Source organism: Oceanibaculum indicum P24 (genome assembly GCF_000299935.1).
Taxonomy (GTDB): Bacteria; Pseudomonadota; Alphaproteobacteria; order Oceanibaculales; family Oceanibaculaceae; genus Oceanibaculum; species Oceanibaculum indicum.
The window spans coordinates 103,643-120,187 of record NZ_AMRL01000010.1 but is presented as its reverse complement, the minus strand read 5'-3'; the positions used below and the strand labels follow the sequence as shown (position 1 = coordinate 120,187).

The 16,545-nt window shown below is 67.2% G+C and carries 18 protein-coding genes and 1 pseudogene; 10 read left to right on the top strand and 9 right to left on the bottom strand.

Annotated features, from left to right (window positions below):
- From P24_RS20280 to recR, 5 genes and pseudogenes are all read left to right on the top strand, one after another.
- Window positions 1-365: pseudogene (locus tag P24_RS20280) on the top strand (hypothetical protein); the annotation flags it as partial.
- A 147-nt stretch (window positions 366-512) separates the two neighbouring features.
- On the top strand, window positions 513-1,007 hold the full coding sequence (gpt, locus tag P24_RS09855; protein WP_008944569.1) for a xanthine phosphoribosyltransferase: 495 nt from the start codon (window positions 513-515) through the stop codon (window positions 1,005-1,007).
- A 77-nt stretch (window positions 1,008-1,084) separates the two neighbouring features.
- A complete protein-coding gene (ggt, locus tag P24_RS09850; RefSeq protein WP_008944568.1) occupies window positions 1,085-2,782 on the top strand; it encodes a gamma-glutamyltransferase in 1,698 nt (565 codons plus the stop codon).
- 23 nt (window positions 2,783-2,805) lie between these two features.
- Window positions 2,806-3,984 carry a class I SAM-dependent rRNA methyltransferase gene (locus P24_RS09845; RefSeq protein ID WP_008944567.1) on the top strand — a complete coding sequence of 393 codons (1,179 nt, stop codon included), beginning with the start codon at window positions 2,806-2,808 and terminating at the stop codon, window positions 3,982-3,984.
- A gap of 7 nt (window positions 3,985-3,991) precedes the next feature.
- Window positions 3,992-4,585 (top strand): recombination mediator RecR, encoded by a 594-nt coding sequence (gene recR, locus P24_RS09840; protein ID WP_008944566.1) that lies wholly within the window; start codon window positions 3,992-3,994, stop codon window positions 4,583-4,585.
- A gap of 3 nt (window positions 4,586-4,588) precedes the next feature.
- On the opposite strand, the gene P24_RS09835 is transcribed toward recR, so the two are convergent.
- Together P24_RS09835 and P24_RS09830 are read right to left on the bottom strand one after the other, a co-directional pair.
- Complete coding sequence (locus P24_RS09835) at window positions 4,589-5,065, bottom strand: YbaK/EbsC family protein (protein WP_008944565.1); 477 nt, start codon at window positions 5,063-5,065, stop codon at window positions 4,589-4,591.
- Window positions 5,066-5,069: 4 nt separating this feature from the next.
- A complete protein-coding gene (locus tag P24_RS09830; RefSeq protein ID WP_008944564.1) occupies window positions 5,070-6,242 on the bottom strand; it encodes a DNA recombination protein RmuC in 1,173 nt (390 codons plus the stop codon).
- A 130-nt stretch (window positions 6,243-6,372) separates the two neighbouring features.
- Between P24_RS09830 and def the strand changes: the two genes are divergently transcribed.
- Window positions 6,373-6,900 (top strand): peptide deformylase, encoded by a 528-nt coding sequence (gene def, locus P24_RS09825; RefSeq protein ID WP_008944563.1) that lies wholly within the window; start codon window positions 6,373-6,375, stop codon window positions 6,898-6,900.
- On the top strand, window positions 6,900-7,823 hold the full coding sequence (gene fmt, locus P24_RS09820) for a methionyl-tRNA formyltransferase (protein WP_008944562.1): 924 nt from the start codon (window positions 6,900-6,902) through the stop codon (window positions 7,821-7,823). The genes def and fmt overlap by 1 nt, the downstream gene beginning before the upstream one ends.
- A gap of 4 nt (window positions 7,824-7,827) precedes the next feature.
- On the opposite strand, the gene P24_RS09815 is transcribed toward fmt, so the two are convergent.
- Window positions 7,828-8,340, bottom strand: coding sequence for a PAS domain-containing protein (locus P24_RS09815; protein ID WP_008944561.1), 513 nt, complete (start codon window positions 8,338-8,340; stop codon window positions 7,828-7,830).
- A 131-nt stretch (window positions 8,341-8,471) separates the two neighbouring features.
- Here P24_RS09815 and truA point away from each other — a divergent pair, with 131 nt between their 5' ends.
- Window positions 8,472-9,236 (top strand): tRNA pseudouridine(38-40) synthase TruA, encoded by a 765-nt coding sequence (truA, locus tag P24_RS09810; protein ID WP_008944560.1) that lies wholly within the window; start codon window positions 8,472-8,474, stop codon window positions 9,234-9,236.
- Here truA and P24_RS09805 read toward each other — a convergent pair.
- From P24_RS09805 to ubiA, 6 genes are all read right to left on the bottom strand, one after another.
- On the bottom strand, window positions 9,222-9,797 hold the full coding sequence (locus P24_RS09805) for a hypothetical protein (protein ID WP_008944559.1): 576 nt from the start codon (window positions 9,795-9,797) through the stop codon (window positions 9,222-9,224). The two genes, truA and P24_RS09805, sit on opposite strands and share 15 nt — an antisense overlap.
- Before the next feature lies 1 nt (window position 9,798).
- Window positions 9,799-10,995 (bottom strand): succinyl-diaminopimelate desuccinylase, encoded by a 1,197-nt coding sequence (gene dapE, locus P24_RS09800; protein WP_008944558.1) that lies wholly within the window; start codon window positions 10,993-10,995, stop codon window positions 9,799-9,801.
- A gap of 11 nt (window positions 10,996-11,006) precedes the next feature.
- Entirely contained in the window at window positions 11,007-11,864 is an 858-nt protein-coding gene (dapD, locus tag P24_RS09795) for a 2,3,4,5-tetrahydropyridine-2,6-dicarboxylate N-succinyltransferase (RefSeq protein WP_008944557.1), read from the bottom strand.
- 68 nt (window positions 11,865-11,932) lie between these two features.
- Window positions 11,933-12,625 carry a pyrimidine 5'-nucleotidase gene (locus P24_RS09790; protein ID WP_008944556.1) on the bottom strand — a complete coding sequence of 231 codons (693 nt, stop codon included), beginning with the start codon at window positions 12,623-12,625 and terminating at the stop codon, window positions 11,933-11,935.
- Window positions 12,626-12,664: 39 nt separating this feature from the next.
- On the bottom strand, window positions 12,665-13,318 hold the full coding sequence (locus P24_RS09785; protein ID WP_008944555.1) for a class I SAM-dependent methyltransferase: 654 nt from the start codon (window positions 13,316-13,318) through the stop codon (window positions 12,665-12,667).
- The gene (ubiA, locus tag P24_RS09780) at window positions 13,315-14,259 is read right to left on the bottom strand and encodes a 4-hydroxybenzoate octaprenyltransferase (protein WP_008944554.1); all 945 of its coding nucleotides are present in this window, start codon (window positions 14,257-14,259) and stop codon (window positions 13,315-13,317) included. The genes P24_RS09785 and ubiA overlap by 4 nt, the downstream gene beginning before the upstream one ends.
- A gap of 49 nt (window positions 14,260-14,308) precedes the next feature.
- Here ubiA and P24_RS09775 point away from each other — a divergent pair, with 49 nt between their 5' ends.
- Both P24_RS09775 and P24_RS09770 read left to right on the top strand, forming a co-directional pair.
- Window positions 14,309-15,067: a 16S rRNA (uracil(1498)-N(3))-methyltransferase gene (locus P24_RS09775; protein ID WP_008944553.1), complete on the top strand. Its 759-nt coding sequence runs from the start codon at window positions 14,309-14,311 to the stop codon at window positions 15,065-15,067.
- A gap of 70 nt (window positions 15,068-15,137) precedes the next feature.
- Complete coding sequence (locus P24_RS09770; protein WP_008944552.1) at window positions 15,138-16,502, top strand: glutamate--cysteine ligase; 1,365 nt, start codon at window positions 15,138-15,140, stop codon at window positions 16,500-16,502.
- The last annotated feature ends 43 nt before the right edge of the window (window positions 16,503-16,545 follow it).

Genomic DNA, 16,545 nt, shown 5'->3' with positions numbered 1-16,545 from the left:
CCGGCGGCCTGCCGGCGCAGCCGAACTATGTCGGCCCGGCCTCGCAGCAGGGCAGCCTGGCCGGCGGGCGTCCGCTGGTCGTGATCCGCTTCGACCGTCCGAACGTCGCCTATGAGGAGGCACTGTACAGCGCAGTTTCCTCCGCCCTGCAGCGACGCCCGGATGCAACCTTCGACCTGGTCGCCGTCAGCCCCAGCCAGGGCAATGCGGCGCAGGCAGCGCTTGGCTCCAGCAGTGCCCGCCGCAATGCGGAGCGGGTGCTGCGCACCCTCACCGAAATGGGTCTGCCGCCGGCACGGGTGAACCTGTCCGCCGCCAGCAGCGGCGATGCGGGCGGCAGCGAAGTGCATCTCTACCTGCGCTGACGCGTGACGCTCTCTTAGTTCTCGAACCGGCGCCGGGGTCTCTCCGGCGCCGGTTTCGTTTGCGCGAGGCATTGCGACCGGAGGCCGGCTTCGGTATAGGCTGGCCGGATTGTCACGCCAGAACGTCCAAGGCCGGAGCCGCCGATCATGACCCAAGCTGCCGACAAGCCCTTTCTCGTCTCCTGGGAGGAACTGCACCGCGATGCGCGGGTACTCGCCTGGCGACTGCTGGAACAGGGACCGTTCGAGCGCATCGTCGCCATCGCGCGCGGCGGGCTGGTGCCGGCGGCGGTGGTGGCGCGCGAGCTGGAAATAAGGCTGGTCGATACGGTCTGCGTGGCCAGCTATGACGATGCCAAGGCGCTGGGCAAGCAGGGCGACATGCAGGTGCTGAAGGATGTGGCCGGCGACGGCACCGGCGTGCTGGTGGTGGACGATCTGGTCGATAGCGGCCTGACGGCGAAGCTGGTGCGCGACATGCTGCCGAAGGCGCATATCGCCACCGTCTACGCCAAGCCGAAGGGTCGGCCGCTGGTCGATACCTTCGTCACCGAGGTCAGCCAGGATACCTGGATCTATTTCCCCTGGGATCTGGGCGCGCAGCCGGTGCAGCCCATCGTGCTGGGGCGGAAGCCGCGCTGAGGCAGCCTCTCGCCCGAGCCTCTCGCCAAGACACCGGCTTGGCGCTACCCTGCCGGCGTTCCGGAACGGAGTCATCCATGCGCCGCCTGCTGATCGCCTGTCTTGCCCTGTTGGCATTCTTGCCTGCCGCACAGGCGGCCGAGCCGGCCCGCGCCACGAAATACATGGCGGTCACCGCCAACCCGATGGCGACGGAGGCTGCGCTGAAGGCGCTGCGCGCCGGCGGGTCGGCCATTGACGCCGCCATCGCCGCGCAGATGGTGTTGACGCTGGTGGAGCCGCAATCCTCCGGCATTGGCGGCGGCGCCTTCCTGGTGCATTTCGACAAGAAGGCGGGCCGCACCACCAGCTATGACGGGCGGGAGACGGCGCCGGCGGCCGCAAAGCCCGACCGCTTTCTGGATAAGGACGGCAAGCCACTCTCCTATTTCGAGGCGGTGGTCGGCGGCCGCTCGGTCGGCGTGCCGGGCACGATGCGGGTGCTGGAGCTGGCGCATCGCAAGCATGGCAAGCTGCCCTGGGCCAGCCTGTTCGAGGACGCCATCCGCCTGGCCGAGGAGGGCTTCCCGGTGCCGCCGCGCCTGGGGCGGGCGCTGATCCGCGAGAAGCACCTGACGCAGGACACGGCGCGCGCCTATTTCTACAAGCCGGACGGCACCCCCTGGAAGCAGGGCGAGCGGCTGCGCAACCCGGCGCTGGCCGACACGATGCGCATCCTCGCGGCGGACGGTGCGAAGGCCTTCTACAGTGGCGCCATCGCGGAGGATATCGTGGCCACGGTTACCGGTGCGCCGCGCAATCCCGGGGACATGACCCTGGCCGACCTCGCCGGCTATGAGGCGAAGGAACGTCCGGCGGTGTGCGGCAGCTACCGCGCGCGGACGGTCTGCGGCATGGGACCGCCCAGCAGTGGCGGCATCACCGTGCTGATGGTGCTGGCCATGCTGGAGCGCTTCGACCTGCCGAACGAGAAGCGGCTGTCCAGCAATGCGGCGCACTGGATGCTGGAGGCGCAGCGGCTGGCCTATGCCGACCGCAACCTCTATATCGCCGACAGCGATTTCGTGGATGTGCCGGTGGCGGGGCTGCTGGACCGCGCCTATCTCGCCAGCCGCGCGCGGCTGATCGATGTCGCCAGCAGCACCGGCGAAAAGGCGGAGGCGGGCGACGTGCCGCGCAAGCGTACGCAGGATTTCGCGCCCGATGCCTCGCTGCAGCTGCCGGCGACCAGCCACCTCTCCATCGTCGATGGCGCGGGCAACGCGCTCTCCATGACCACCACCATCGAGGCGGAGTTCGGCTCCCGCCTGATGGTGCGCGGCTTCCTGTTGAACAATGAGCTGACAGATTTCTCCTTCCGGCCTGAGGCGGACGGGGTGCCGGTCGCCAACCGGGTGGAGGGCGGCAAGCGCTCGCGCAGTTCCATGTCGCCGACGCTGGTGTTCGGCAAGGACGGCCGGCTGGAATTCGTGACCGGCTCGCCGGGCGGCAGCCAGATCATCAATTACGTGCTGAAGACGATTGTCGGCGTGGTCGATTGGGGCCTTGACCCGCAGGCCGCCATCGAGCTGCCGAACATTTCCAACCGCAACGGCCCCAGCGAGATCGAGCGCCGCGCCGATGCCGATGCGCTGGCCAGCTCGCTGGCGGCGCGCGGCCACAAGGTGGAGCGCGGCCTGCTGGTCAGCGGGCTGCAGGCGATAAAGATACTGTCCGACGGCACGCTGCTGGGCGGCGCCGATCCGCGCCGCGACAGCCTGGCTGCCGGCGACTGAATTCCGTAACCGCAAGAGTACGCATGCATCCCACCGTCACCCTCGCCACCGGCCGCGACAAGCGCCTGCGCGGCGGCCATCCCTGGGTCTATGCCAACGAGGTGCAGATGACCCCGGCGCTGAAGGAACTGCCGCCGGGCAGCCTCGTCACGCTGGCCGATGCGCGCGGCGAGAAGCTGGGCACCGCCCTGTTCAATGCGAAGCCGCTGATTGTGGCGCGCTTTCTTGACGCCCGGCCGAACCTCGCCATTGATGCCGGCTTCCTTCGCACGCGGCTGGCCGCGGCGCTTGAGTTGCGCGAGCGGCTGTTCGCCGAACCCTATTACCGGCTGGTCCATGCCGAGGCCGACCGGCTACCGGGGCTGGTCATCGACCGGTTCGGCGACGCGCTCACCGTGCAGCTGAACAGTGCCGGCATGGACCGGCTGGAGGCTCCGCTGCTGGAGGCGTTGACCGACCTTTTGAAGCCGTCGCGCATAGTGCTGCGCAATGACAGCCCCGCCCGCACGCTGGAAGGGCTGGAAACTGGCATCCGCGCCGCAGTCGGCGGCGAGGGGCCGATCGAGCTGGTGGAGAACGGCGCACGGTTCCGCTGTGACCCGCTGGGAGGGCAGAAGACCGGCTGGTTCTACGACCAGCGCGACAACCGCGCCTTCCTGGCGAAGCTGGCCCAGGGCAAGCGGCTGATCGATGTCTATGCCTATATCGGCGGCTTCGGCATCGAGGCGGCGGTGGCGGGTGCTGCTGAGGTGACGCTGCTGGACCGCTCGAAACCGGCGATGGAGCTGGCGGCGGAGACGGCGGCGCTGAACGGCGTGGCTGACCGGGTGACGGCAGAGGCGGGCGACGCCTTCGAGACCCTGGAAAAGCTGGCTTCGGCCAAGCAGCGCTTCGATGTGGTGGTGTGCGATCCGCCGGCCTTCGTGAAGTCGAAGAAGGATCTGGCGGCGGGCCTGCGCGCCTATCAGAAGATGGCGCGGCTGGGCGCTACGCTGGTGGCCCCGGGCGGCATCCTGTTCGCGGCGTCGTGCTCGCACAACGCCCCGGAGGAGGAATTCGCCAAGCAGATCGGCATCGGCCTCGCGAAGGCTGGTCGCAGCGGGCGTATCCTGCGCCAGGCGGGGGCCGGCCCCGATCATCCGGTGCATCCCTTCCTGCGCGAAAGCGCCTATCTTAAATCCCTGACCCTGCAACTGGATTGAGGCGCATATGCTGGGACCGGAGATTGAAAGGCTGATCCAGCTGCTGGCCCGCCTGCCGGGGCTGGGGCCGCGCTCGGCCCGGCGCGCGGCGCTGCAATTGCTGAAGCGCAAGGAGGCGCTGATGCTGCCGCTGGCCGAGGCGCTGTCGGTGGCGGCGGAGCGGGTCGTCACCTGCTCGGTCTGCGGCAGCTTCGATACCAGCGACCCGTGCGGCGTCTGCCGGGACGAGCGCCGCGACCCGTCGATCCTGTGCGTCGTCGAGGAAGTGGCCGATGTGTGGGCGCTGGAACGCGCCAGCGGCTTCAAGGGCCGCTATCACGTTCTGGGCGGTACGCTTTCCGCGCTGGACGGAGTGGGGCCGGAGGATCTGAACATCGCCGCGCTTGTTACCCGCGCCAGCGATCCCGCGGTAACGGAAGTGATCCTGGCGATGGACGCCACGGTCGATGGCCAGACCACCGCGCACTACATCACCGACCGGCTGGCCGAGGCCAATGTCTCGGTCTCGCGCCTCGCCCATGGCGTGCCGGTGGGCGGCGAACTGGATTATCTCGACGATGGCACGCTGACCACGGCGCTGAAGGCACGGCGCCCGGTTTAGGGATTACGCCACCTCGGCGACCTGACCGCCGGTGAGGGTGGCGAGATCGCCAGGCGTCAGCCGGAACACCGCGTTGGGCGTGCCGGCGGCGGCCCAGATTTCGCTTAAGGCCAGCAGGTCGCGGTCGATGACGGTGATGGGCGCTTCCAGATGGCCGACCGGCGGCACCCCGCCAATGGCGAAGCCGGTACGGGCGCGCACGAATTCTGCATCCGCCTTACCGATCTTCTCCTCGATCAATGCGCTGACCTTCTTCTCATCCACCCGGTTGGCGCCGCTGGCGATCACCAGCACGGGCCGGTCGGATGTCTTGCCGCGGAAGATCAGCGATTTCGCGATCTGCGCCACGGTGCAGCCGATGGCGGCGGCGGCGTCCTCGGCGGTGCGGGTGGAGGCCGGGAATTCCCGTACTTCCAGCCCCAGCCCGTGGGCGGCCAGTGCTTCCTGGACGCGTTGCGCGGACGGTTTCAGCGTACTCATAGGTCTATTCTCCGGCGAGACGGTCGGGCGGCGGCACCAGCGGCGTTTCCTCCGCCGGACCCAGCTGCAATTCCTCGATCCGCCCGGCGCGCTTGGTCACCTTGTCGGTCGAGATTCGGATCTGCCGGATATCCTCGCCGGCCTGGTTGAAGTGCGTCTGCAGCTTCTCGACGCGTTCGTCCAGCCGGCCGACATCGGTGCCCAGCAGCTGCACCTCGCGCTGGATGATGTGCGCCTGTTCGCGCATGCGCGCATCCTTCAGGACGGCACGCACCGTGTTCAGCGTCGCCATCAGCGTGGTCGGCGAGACGATCCACACCTTCTCGCGGTAGGACTGCTCCACCACATCGCCCAGATTGGCGTGCAGCTCGGCATAGATCGCCTCGGACGGCAGGAACATCAGCGCCGAATCGGCGGTCTCGCCCGGCACGATGTAGCGGTCGCGGATATCGCGCACATGCTTCAGCACAGAGGCGCCCAGCGCCTTGCGGGCGACGTTCCGGGCGGCATCGTCCGCCGCGTTCTGCAGGGCGCGGTAGCCTTCCAGCGGGAATTTCGCGTCAATGCCGATGGGGCCGGGCGGGTTGGGCAGGATCAGCAGGCAATCGACGCGCCGCCCGTCGCCGATCTGCGCCTGGAACTGGTAGGCGTTGGGCGGCAGCACTGCCTGCACGAGGTTTTCCAGCTGCACCTCGCCGAAGGCGCCGCGCGCCTGCTTGTTGGAGAGGATGTCCTGCAGCCCCACCACCTGGGTGGACAGCTCGGTGATGTTCTTCTGCGCCGCGTCGATGACGGCAAGGCGCTCCTTCAGCTCGGTCAGGGACTGGGTCGCCTGGGTGGAGCTTTTCTCCAGGCTCTCGCCGACCCGGCGGGTGACGTCGGCCAGCCGCTCCTCGACCGATTTGGAGAGCTGGCGTTCCTGCGCCTGCATCTGCTGGGCGAGGCGCGCCTGCGCGGCGGCCTGGCTCTCGGCAAGCTGCGAGAGCCGCCCGGCCAGCTCCGCCTGCGCCGCCATCAGCTTCTCCGACATCAGGGCGGCCTGTTCGCGCGCCTGCGCTTCGGCTTCGCTGCCGCCACGGTCGCGCAGGGCCAGCCAGAAGGCGAGCGCCATCGCCAGCAGCGCGGCGCCGCCGGCCAGCAGCATGATCAGGGTGGGATCGAGGGAATCGAGCATCATCCCTACTGTATATCGTGGCGCGGGACGGGGCGTCCACCAATGCTGCACACACTACGGCAAAGCTTGACGCTGCATGCGCTGCTGCTTAGGTAATGGCCGTTCACGCAAGTTTATTCGAATGGTTCCAATCATGGCCGTACTGCCCCTCGTCGTTGCTCCCGATCCACGCCTGAAGAAGAAGGCGCTGCCCGTCGAGCGTGTGGACGACACCATCCGCAAGCAGATGGATGACATGGTGGAGACCATGTATGCCGAGAACGGCATGGGACTGGCGGCACCGCAGGTCGGCATCTCCAACCGCGTCATCGTCATGGACATCGCCCGCAAGGACGAGGATCCGGTGATCTTCAAGATGGCGAATCCGGAAATCATCTGGGAATCGCCGGAGATCAAGAGCTACGAGGAAGGCTGCCTGTCGGTGCCGGAGCATTATGCCGAGGTGAAGCGTCCGGCCAGCGTGAAGATCCGCTTTATCGACTATGAGAACGAAATCCGCGAGATCGAGGCGGACGGCGTGCTGGCGGTCTGCGTGCAGCATGAGATCGACCATCTGAACGGCGTGCTGTTCATCGATCACCTCTCCTCGCTGAAGCGCGGCATCATCGCGCGCAAGCTGCTGAAGGCGAAGAAGGCGATGGCCGAGCCGGCCAACGCGTAATGACCAGACTCCGCCTTGCCTTCATGGGCACGCCGGACTTCTCGGTCCCGGCGCTGAAGGCGCTGATCGCGGCCGGGCACGAGATCGCCGCCGTCTATTCCCAGCCGCCACGCCCGGCGGGACGGGGCCACAAGCTCACCCCCTCGCCGGTGCACGCCTATGCGGAATCGCAGGGCATCGACGTGCGCACGCCGAAGAGCCTGCGCAATGCGGAGGCACAGGCGGCGTTCGCCGCCCTGAATCTCGATTGTGCGGTGGTGGTGGCCTATGGGCTGATCCTGCCGAAACCGATCCTGGACGCGCCGCGCCTTGGCTGCGTGAACATCCACGCCTCGCTGCTGCCACGCTGGCGCGGGGCGGCACCGATCCAGCGCGCCATCCAGGCGGGCGATGCCGAATCCGGCGTCACCATCATGCAGATGGATGAGGGGCTGGATACCGGGCCGATGCTGCTCAGCGAGGCGGTGCCGATCACGGCGGAGACCACCGGCCAGAGCCTGCATGATGCACTGTCGGATATGGGCGGCCGGATGATCGTCGCCGCGCTGGACGGGCTGGATACCGGCACGCTGAAGCCTGTGGCACAGCCGGAAGCGGGCGTCACCTACGCCGCCAAGCTGACCAGGGAGGAGGCGCTGCTGGACTGGACGAAGCCGGCGGCTGAGCTGGAACGGCAAATCCGCGCCTTCGATCCCTGGCCCGGCTCCTTCTTCCTGCATCAGGGCGAGCGGCTGAAGGTTCTGAAGGCCGAACTGGCCAACGGCAGCGGCACGCCCGGCACCGTGCTGGACGAGGCCCTGACCGTGGCCTGTGGCGCGGGGGCGCTGCGGCTGCTGCGCGTGCAGCGTCCGGGCAAGGCGGCAATGGAGGCAGACGCGCTGCTACGCGGCTATCCGCTGCCGAAGGGCACGATTCTGGGCTGACCGCTCAGGCGGCGTTGCTGATGTCCGGCAGCGGCCGGGCGGCGTCAGGGTTCACATGAACCAGTTCGGCCAGCGAGAAATACTGCACAACAGCCCCCAGCAGGTGGGTCGTGCGGCCCGGCTCTCCGAACGGCAGCACCAGCCGTGAATAGCGGAAGATGGAGTTGCGCGCGGCAAAGCCGCTTTTCGCATAGGCCGGGCGCTGGGTGTGGCTGACGGCGCTGAGGTGCTGGATCAGCGGCGCGGTGAAGTCGCGCGGCGTCACCTCGCTGATGCTGCGGCCCGCCACGCGGCCACGATAGAAGCGCTGCACGGTTTCGCCCGCGAGGCGGATGATGTAATCCTCCGGGTCGCGGCGCACCTCGATCAGGTACAGCCGGTCCAGCGGAAAGGGCAAAAGCACCGGGTCGAGATCGGCGCGGGTCGGCAGGACCCGGTCGCCACGGATCTCGTGCCAGTGCGCGAGCAGCTTCTGCAATTCGGGTTCCTCGACGGCACCCGGTTTGGGATCGTCCATCGCTTTCTCGGTCTTCTTCAAATCAGGGTATAAGGCGGTCTGCGCCTTTTGTTGCGGCGCAAAATGCGCCAAAGGGCCTAACAAATCGTTACGGACTTGTGACATTCCAGACAGGTGTGACAAAAAGCGCCATGCCACGGTATCGCCTTACCCTCGAATATGACGGACGCCCCTATGTCGGCTGGCAGCGGCAGAATAATGGTCCCTCCGTGCAGCAGGCGCTGGAAGAGGCGCTGACCCGGCTGACTGGCGAAACCGTGCAGCTGACCGCTGCCGGCCGCACCGATGCCGGCGTGCATGCGACCGCACAAATCTGCCATCTGGAAATCGACAAGGATATCGAGCCTGGCCGGCTGCGCGACGGGATGAACGCGCATCTGCGCGATGAATCCGTGGTCGTGCTGGCCGCGCACTACGCGCATGAGGATTTCCATGCCCGCTTCTCGGCAGTGGGTCGGGCCTATCTCTACCGCATCCTGGATCGGCGGGCGCGGCCGGTGCTGGATCGGGGGCGGGTCTGGTGGCATCCCCGTCCGCTGGATGCCGGTGCGATGCACGAGGCCGCGCAGCTGCTGCTGGGCACGCATGATTTTTCCAGCTTCCGCGCGAAAGAATGCCAGGCGGCCAGCCCGGTGAAGACGCTCGACCGGCTGGAGGTGTCACGCATCGGGGAGGAGGTGCAGATGGTCGTCGAAGCGCGTTCCTTCCTGCATCATCAGGTGCGGAACTTCGCCGGCACGCTGGCGCTGGTCGGACTGGGCACCTGGACGCAGGACGATCTGCGCCAGGCGCTGGAGGCACGCGACCGTCGCGCCGGCGGGCCGACCGCGCCGCCGGACGGGCTGTATCTCACCCGCGTCGATTATCCGTCGGAGCTGCTGTCAGAAAGCGACTGACTGGCCGAGCAGCCGTACCATCAGCCCCACCACCATGTCGAAGAACACAACGGCGACGGCGGCCCCGGCGCCGATGGCGAGGCCGGTGCGGGCGATGAACCACTGATAGATCAGGATGGCGACGAAGATCAGCATGGTTGCGAAGCCGGCCAGCGCATCGGGGAACACGCCGCCGACAGCCAGCGCGGAGACCAGCAGGAAGGCGACGATCTGCAGCAGGCTGGCCCAGTTATAGGCCACCATATAATCGAAATAACGTTCTTCCCGGTCCAGATGGCGGGCCACATAGACCATGACCAGCGGGAAGGCGAGCCAGGAGATCGCGTAGATCGCCGCCTCGCGCAGCAGGCCAAACAACCCGCCAATAGCAATCGGCGAATCGCCGCCGGCCAGCGCCAGCAGGCCGAAATGCGCCGGTGCCGCGATGGCGGCGGCAAAGAAGCTCTTCCAGAAGCCGTCCAGGCTGCGGTCGAAATACTCCAGCCCGCGCGCATCGAACCGCGCCAGCCGCCAGGCGCCGTACAGCGCCTTGGCGATCTCCGCCTGGCTCGGCAAGTTCATGCTAGCGGACCGCTTCGTTGCGGGCGAAGAAGGCGGTCAGCACGGCCCTGAAGATGTCGGCCAGCCGGCGGATATCCTCCACCGCCACGCGCTCATCCACCTTGTGCATGGTCTGGCCGACCAGCCCGAATTCCGCGACCGGGCAGACCGAGCGGATGAAGCGGGCATCCGAGGTGCCGCCGGTGGTCGAGAGTTCCGGGCGCAGGCCGGTCACGCCTTCGACGGCATCCTGCAGCAGGTCGGAGAACCAGCCCGGTTCGGTGAGGAAGCTCTCGCCGCTGACCGAGCATTTCAGCTCGTAGCTGCCGCCATCGCTGCCCAGCCCCTCGTCGAAAATCTGGCGCAGCCAGGCTTCCAGCTTCTTCGAGGTCCACAGATCGTTGAAGCGGATGTTGAACACCGCCTTCGCCTGCGCCGGCACCACATTGGTGGCCGGGTTGCCGACATCCACCGTGGTGATCTGCACGGAGGAAGGCTGGAAATAATCGCTGCCCTCGTCGATGTAGGTCTTCGACAGCGGCGCCAGCATGCGCACCAGCCGGTGGATCGGATTGTCCGCCAGATGCGGATAGGCGACATGGCCTTGCGCGCCATAGACGGTCAGTCGACCGGTGAGGCTGCCGCGCCGGCCGATCTTCACCATCTCGCCCAGCTTTGTCGGGTTGGTCGGCTCCCCCACCACGCAGGCATCGATGGTCTCGCCGCGCGCCGCCATCCAGTCCAGCATCTTCTTCGTGCCGTTGATCGCCGGACCTTCCTCGTCGCCGGTGATCAGCAGCACGATGGAGCCGGGCAGGGTGCCGGCAGCCGCAATATAGGCCTGGGCGGCGGCTGCAAAGCTGGCGATGGAGGATTTCATGTCCACCGCGCCCCGCCCGTACAGCACGCCGTCATGGATTTCGGCGGCGAAGGGATCGACGGTCCAGGCCACCGCATCGCCTACCGGCACCACGTCGGTATGGCCGGCATAGCAGAACACCGGCCCCGCCGTGCCGATGCGGGCATAGAGATTATCGACCGGGGGCGTGCCCTCCTCCTCGAAGCGCAGCCGCTCGCAGGTGAAGCCGATGCCCTCCAGCGCCTGCGCCAGCACGTCGAGCGCGCCCTCGTCCGCCGGCGTGACGCTGGGGCAGCGGATCAGCGCCTGGGCGAGGGAAACCGGGTCGAGTGCCCCGGTTGCAGGGTCCTGGAGGGCCATCGGGATCAGCCTCAGTCGCGCAGCAGATCGTTGATCGAGGTCTTGGAGCGGGTCTGCGCATCCACCCGCTTCACGATGACGGCGCAATAGAGCGACGGGCCGGGCGTGCCGTCCGGCAGCGGCTTGCCGGGCAGGCTGCCCGACACCACCACGGAATAGGCCGGCACGCGGCCCATGAAGATTTCGCCGGTGTTGCGGTCGATGATCTTGGTGGACTTCGAGATGAAGGTGCCCATGGACAGGACCGAGCCTTCCTCGACGATCACGCCCTCGACGACTTCGGAGCGCGCGCCGATGAAGCAATTATCCTCGATGATGACCGGGTCGGCCTGCAGCGGCTCCAGCACGCCGCCGATGCCGACACCGCCGGACAGGTGCACATTCTTGCCGATCTGCGCGCAAGAGCCGACGGTGGCCCAGGTATCGACCATGGTGCCGCTGTCGACATAGGCGCCGAGGTTCACGAAGCTGGGCATCAGCACCGCGCCGGGGGCGATATAGGCGGAGCGGCGCACCACGCAGTTCGGCACGGCGCGGAAGCCGGCGGCGCGGAACTTCGCCTCGTCCCAGCCGGAGAACTTGGAGGGCACCTTGTCGAACCAGGGCGAGGGGCCGCGCACCGGGTCGGTCGGGCCGCCGGGAATCGGCGCCATGTCATAGAGGCGGAAGGACAGCAGCACCGCCTTCTTCAGCCACTGATGCACCACCCAGGAACCGGTCTCCTTCGAGGCGACGCGGTATTTGCCGGAATCCAGCCCCTCCAGCGCCGCCTCGACGGCGTCGCGGATCTCACCCTTGGTGGTGAGGCCGACATTGGCCCGGTCTTCCCAGGCGGCATCGATGGTGGCTTGCAGGGAGGCGTCACTCATGGCCGGTTTCCTCGAAATTGGTACGGTCTGAAAGGCGGGCGAGAGGATGGTATGACCACCCTCCCAAGTCAACTGCCGCCGGGCGTATCGGGGGCTTTCGCGGTTAGTGTCTCCAGCCAGCCGGCCAGATCGTCGGTGGCGTGGTGGATATGGTCGCCCTCGCTGCCGTCCTTCGCCCAGTCGGGACTTCCCGTGACCCACACCGTCGTCATGCCGAGGGCGGCGGCGGGCACCAGGTTGCGGGCGATATCCTCGACCATCGCGGTGCGGCGCGGATCGACGGCGTGACGCTTTACGAAGCGGTCATAGGGGGCGGGGTCGGGCTTCGGCGTATAGTCCGCCGCAACGATGTCGAAGATGCCGGCGAAGCCATCGAGGCCGAGGCGCTCCAGCACCCGTTCGGCATGACGCACTGTGCCGTTGGTGAAGATCAGCTTCTCGCCCGGCAGGGCTTCCAGTGCCGCCTTCAGCCGGCTGCAGGCAGGCACCGGCGCATAGTCGATATCGTGGACGTAATCTAGGAAGTCGGTCGGCGGCACGCCATGTTCCAGCATAAGGCCGCGCAGCGTGTAGCCGTATTTGCGGAACATCGCCTTCTGCAGCGCGCGGGCCTCCTCGGGCGGCAGCTTCAGCGTCTCGGAGATGAAGCCGGTCATGCGCCAGTCGATCTGCGAGAACAGGTTGCACGACGCCGGGTAGAGCGTGTTGTCGAGATCGAAGACCCAATGGTCGATCTGGCTGAGGGTACTTGTCTGGTTCATGCCCCTAATCTAGGGCGGCGGATGCGGAAGGGGAATGGACTATCCCGGCAGCACCTGCCAGACAGCGGTATGTCGGATGTCCCGGTCTTCCAGATCGCGGCTGACCGGCACCGCGAAGTCGCCCAGCTTGTACAGCCCGTCCGCCGGTGCGTAGGCCCGGCCCGGATCGCCCAGCAGCACGGTGGTGCCGCGCGATGCCGCGGCGCGCAGCCAGCCCATGACGCGGCCTGCCATGGGTTTTTCGTAACACAGGTCGCCGGCCAGGATGACATCCCAGCCGCGTGCCGGATCATCCAGTAGGTCGCGGTCCAGCACATCGACGGCGACCTTGTTGGCTGCCGCGTTCAGCGCGATGGCGGCCAGCGCCAGCGCGTCGATATCGTTCGCCGTCGCCTGCGCCGCACCGGCCTTCATGGCGGCGATGGCGGCGATCCCGCCCCCGGCGCCGAGGTCGAGCACCTGCTTGCCCTTCACCAGTTCCGGCCGGTCGAGGATCAGCCGTGCCACCGCCTGCCCGCCCGGCCAGGCAAAGGCCCAGTAGGGCGGCGGAATGCCCTGGCGCTCAAGGTCAGCCTCCGTCATCTCCCACAGCGGCATGACGGCGTCGGCCAGATGCAGCAGGATTTCCGGGACCAGCGGGGCGCTCCGCCGGCTTGTGTTGCGGGTGACGAAGCCTTCCGGGTCGTCGATCACGCAAGGACCTGACCGGCAACCAGCGCCGCCAGCACGATCAGCCCGAAATCGCGGTTGGAGCGGAAGGTGCGCAGGCAATCCGCCGGATCGTCGATATCGAGCCGCCCGGCCTGCCAGAGAAGCTGCGCGGCGCCGAGGGCGAGGACGGCCCAGAACGGCCAGGCAAGGTCCGCCAGCCAGCCGGCGGCCGCGATGCCCAGCAGGGTCAGCGCATAGAAGGCGAACAGCGCCGGCCTGGTATTACGGCCCAGCGCCAGGGCGGAGGATTTCACCCCAACCTTCAGGTCGTCTTCCCGGTCCTGATGGGCGTAGATCGTGTCATAGCCCAGCGTCCAGGCGATGCTGGCGGCATAGAGGATCAGGGCCGGCAGATGCAGTTCCCCCGCAACGGCGGCATAGCCGATCAGGATGCCCCAGTTGAAGGTGACGCCCAGCACGAATTGCGGCCAGTAAGTGATGCGCTTCATGAAGGGGTAGAGCACGATCAGCCCGACGACACCGGCCCCGAGCGCCCAGCTGTAGGGATTAAGTGACAGCAGCACGGCCAGCCCGATGGCGCACATAACGGCGATGAAGATCAGCGCCTGCCGAACCGACAGGGCGCCGCTGGCCAGCGGGCGCGTGCGGGTGCGCGCGACCTTGCGGTCGATATCGCGGTCGGCCAGATCATTCACTGCGCAACCCGCCGCCCGCATGACGAAGGAGCCCAGCACGAACAGCGCCATCAGCAGCGGGTCGGGCCAGCCATTTGTGGCCAGCGCCTGGCCCCACCAGCAGGGAATGAGCAGCAGCCAGGTGCCGATCGGCCGGTCGAAGCGGCCGAGGCGCAGATAGGCGCGCGACCAGCCGGGCATAAGCCGGTCGATCCAGCTGTCCGCCGGGATATCGATCCGCGTATCGGGCGAATTATCGGGCCGTGAACTTCCGGGTCCATTCTGCATGGGCTATCGTGCGGCGATTCCTGTTAGACCCCTGGAGAGTCGTTCTCTCATGGCCCGTTTGTATCAGACCCGCCTCCATACTGGCGAGAGCCTCGCGGCGGCTGTCGCCGTGACCCTGCCCAAGGGGCAGGCGCATTATTTGCGCAGCGTGCTGCGGCTGTCGCCCGGCGACAGGCTGGCGCTGTTCAACGGGCGCGACGGCGAATGGCTGGCGGAAATATCCGACCTCGGCAAGGCCTCGGCCCTCGTCACGCCGCTGGAGCAGCTGCGCCCGCAGGCGGTGGAGCCGGACCTCTGGCTGGTCTTCGCGCCGCTGAAGCATGCCCGCATCGACTATCTGGCGGAGAAGGCGACGGAGCTTGGCGTCTCCGCCCTGTGCCCGGTGTTCACCCAGCGCACCATCGTCTCCCGCGTGAATGAGGAGCGGCTGCTGGCCAATGCTGTCGAGGCGGCCGAACAGTCGGAGCGGCTGTCGGTTCCCGAGGTGATGCCCGCGCGCAAGCTGGAGGCGGTACTGGCGGACTGGCCGGCCGGACGGCGGCTGCTGGTCTGCGACGAAACCGGCGGCGGCCGGCCCATTTCGGAAGCGCTGGCGGATAATGTCTCTGGGGGAAATGCTGTATTGATCGGACCGGAAGGCGGGTTCACGGAAACGGAACTTGACGGGTTGCGGAAACTTCCCTTTGTTACCGCGATCAGCCTTGGGCCACGGGTGTTGCGCGCCGATACGGCGGCCCTCGCGGCCCTCGCCTGCTTCCAGGCCATTGCCGGCGACTGGCGGCAGGGACGCCCGGATTTCCGGGGGTAGGCTTAAGAGCATAAGCGCCATCGGCCATCCGGCCCCAGAAGCCATCTTTCGAGCCTGAGGAATCGTCCGCATGTCCCGTCCGCCCGAGAGTCAAGGCGAGCCGATCACTGACAAGCGCCAGCTGGTCGAGTATCTGGCCTCCGCCGTGAAGCCGAAATCCGACTGGCGCATCGGCACCGAGCACGAGAAATTCGCCTACGATCTGAAGAGTCTGCGGCCGCTGCCCTATGAGGGCGAGACCGGCATCCGCGCGATTCTCGAAGGCATGCTGCGCTTCGGCTGGGAGCCGATCCGCGAAGGCGACAAGATCATCGCGCTGTCGATGGACAAGTGCGCGATCACGCTGGAGCCGGGCGGCCAGTTCGAGCTGTCGGGCGCGCCGCTGGAGACGCTGCACCAGACCTGTTCGGAGGTGCATCAGCATCTGGCGCAGGTGAAGGAGGTCTGCGGCGAGATCGGCGCCGGCATGATGGGGCTGGGCTTCAACCCGAAATGGCGCCGCGAGGACATCCCCTGGATGCCCAAGGGCCGCTACAAGATCATGCGCGACTACATGCCCAAGAAGGGCAGCCTCGGCCTCGACATGATGCTGCGTACCTGCACCATCCAGACCAACCTCGACTTTCTGAGCGAGGCGGACATGGTGCAGAAGTTCCGCGTCAGCCTGGCCCTGCAGCCGGTGGCGACGGCGCTGTTCGCCAGCTCGCCCTTCACCGAGGGCAAGCCGAACGGCTTCCAGAGCTTCCGCAGCCACATCTGGACCGATACCGACCCCGACCGTTGCGGCGTGCTGCCCTTCGTGTTCGAGGACGGTATGGGCTTCGAGCGCTATGTCGATTACCTGCTCGATGTGCCGATGTACTTCGTCTATCGCGACGGGCAGTACATCGATGTCGCCGGCCAGTCCTTCCGCGACTTCATGGAAGGCCGGCTGCCGGGCCTGCCCGGTCAGATCCCCGGCATGGGCGACTGGACCGACCACATGACCACCTCCTTCCCGGAAGTGCGGCTGAAGCGCTATCTGGAGATGCGCGGCGCCGATGGCGGGCCGTGGCGGCGCATCTGCGCGCTGCCGGCCTTCTGGGTCGGGCTGCTCTATGACGATACGGCGCAGAACGCCGCCTGGGACCTGGTGAAGGACTGGACGCTGGAAGATCACCAGACCCTCCGCGATTCCGTGCCGCGCCTCGGCCTGCGGACGCCGTTCCGCGGTGGTACGGTGCGCGACCTGGCGCTGGAATGCCTGAAGATCGCCCGGGCCGGCCTGCGCGCCCGCGCCTTCCGCGATTCGATGGGCGATGACGAGACGCATTTCCTCGACACGCTGGTCGCCATCGCACAGGGCGACCGCACCCAGTCCGACGAGATGCTGGAAGCCTATGAAGGCCGCTGGGGCGGTTCGGTCGATCCGGTGTTCCGCGAATACGCATATTAGCACTTTCGATTTAGAACACTTCTAACTTATTGGCTTTATTGGA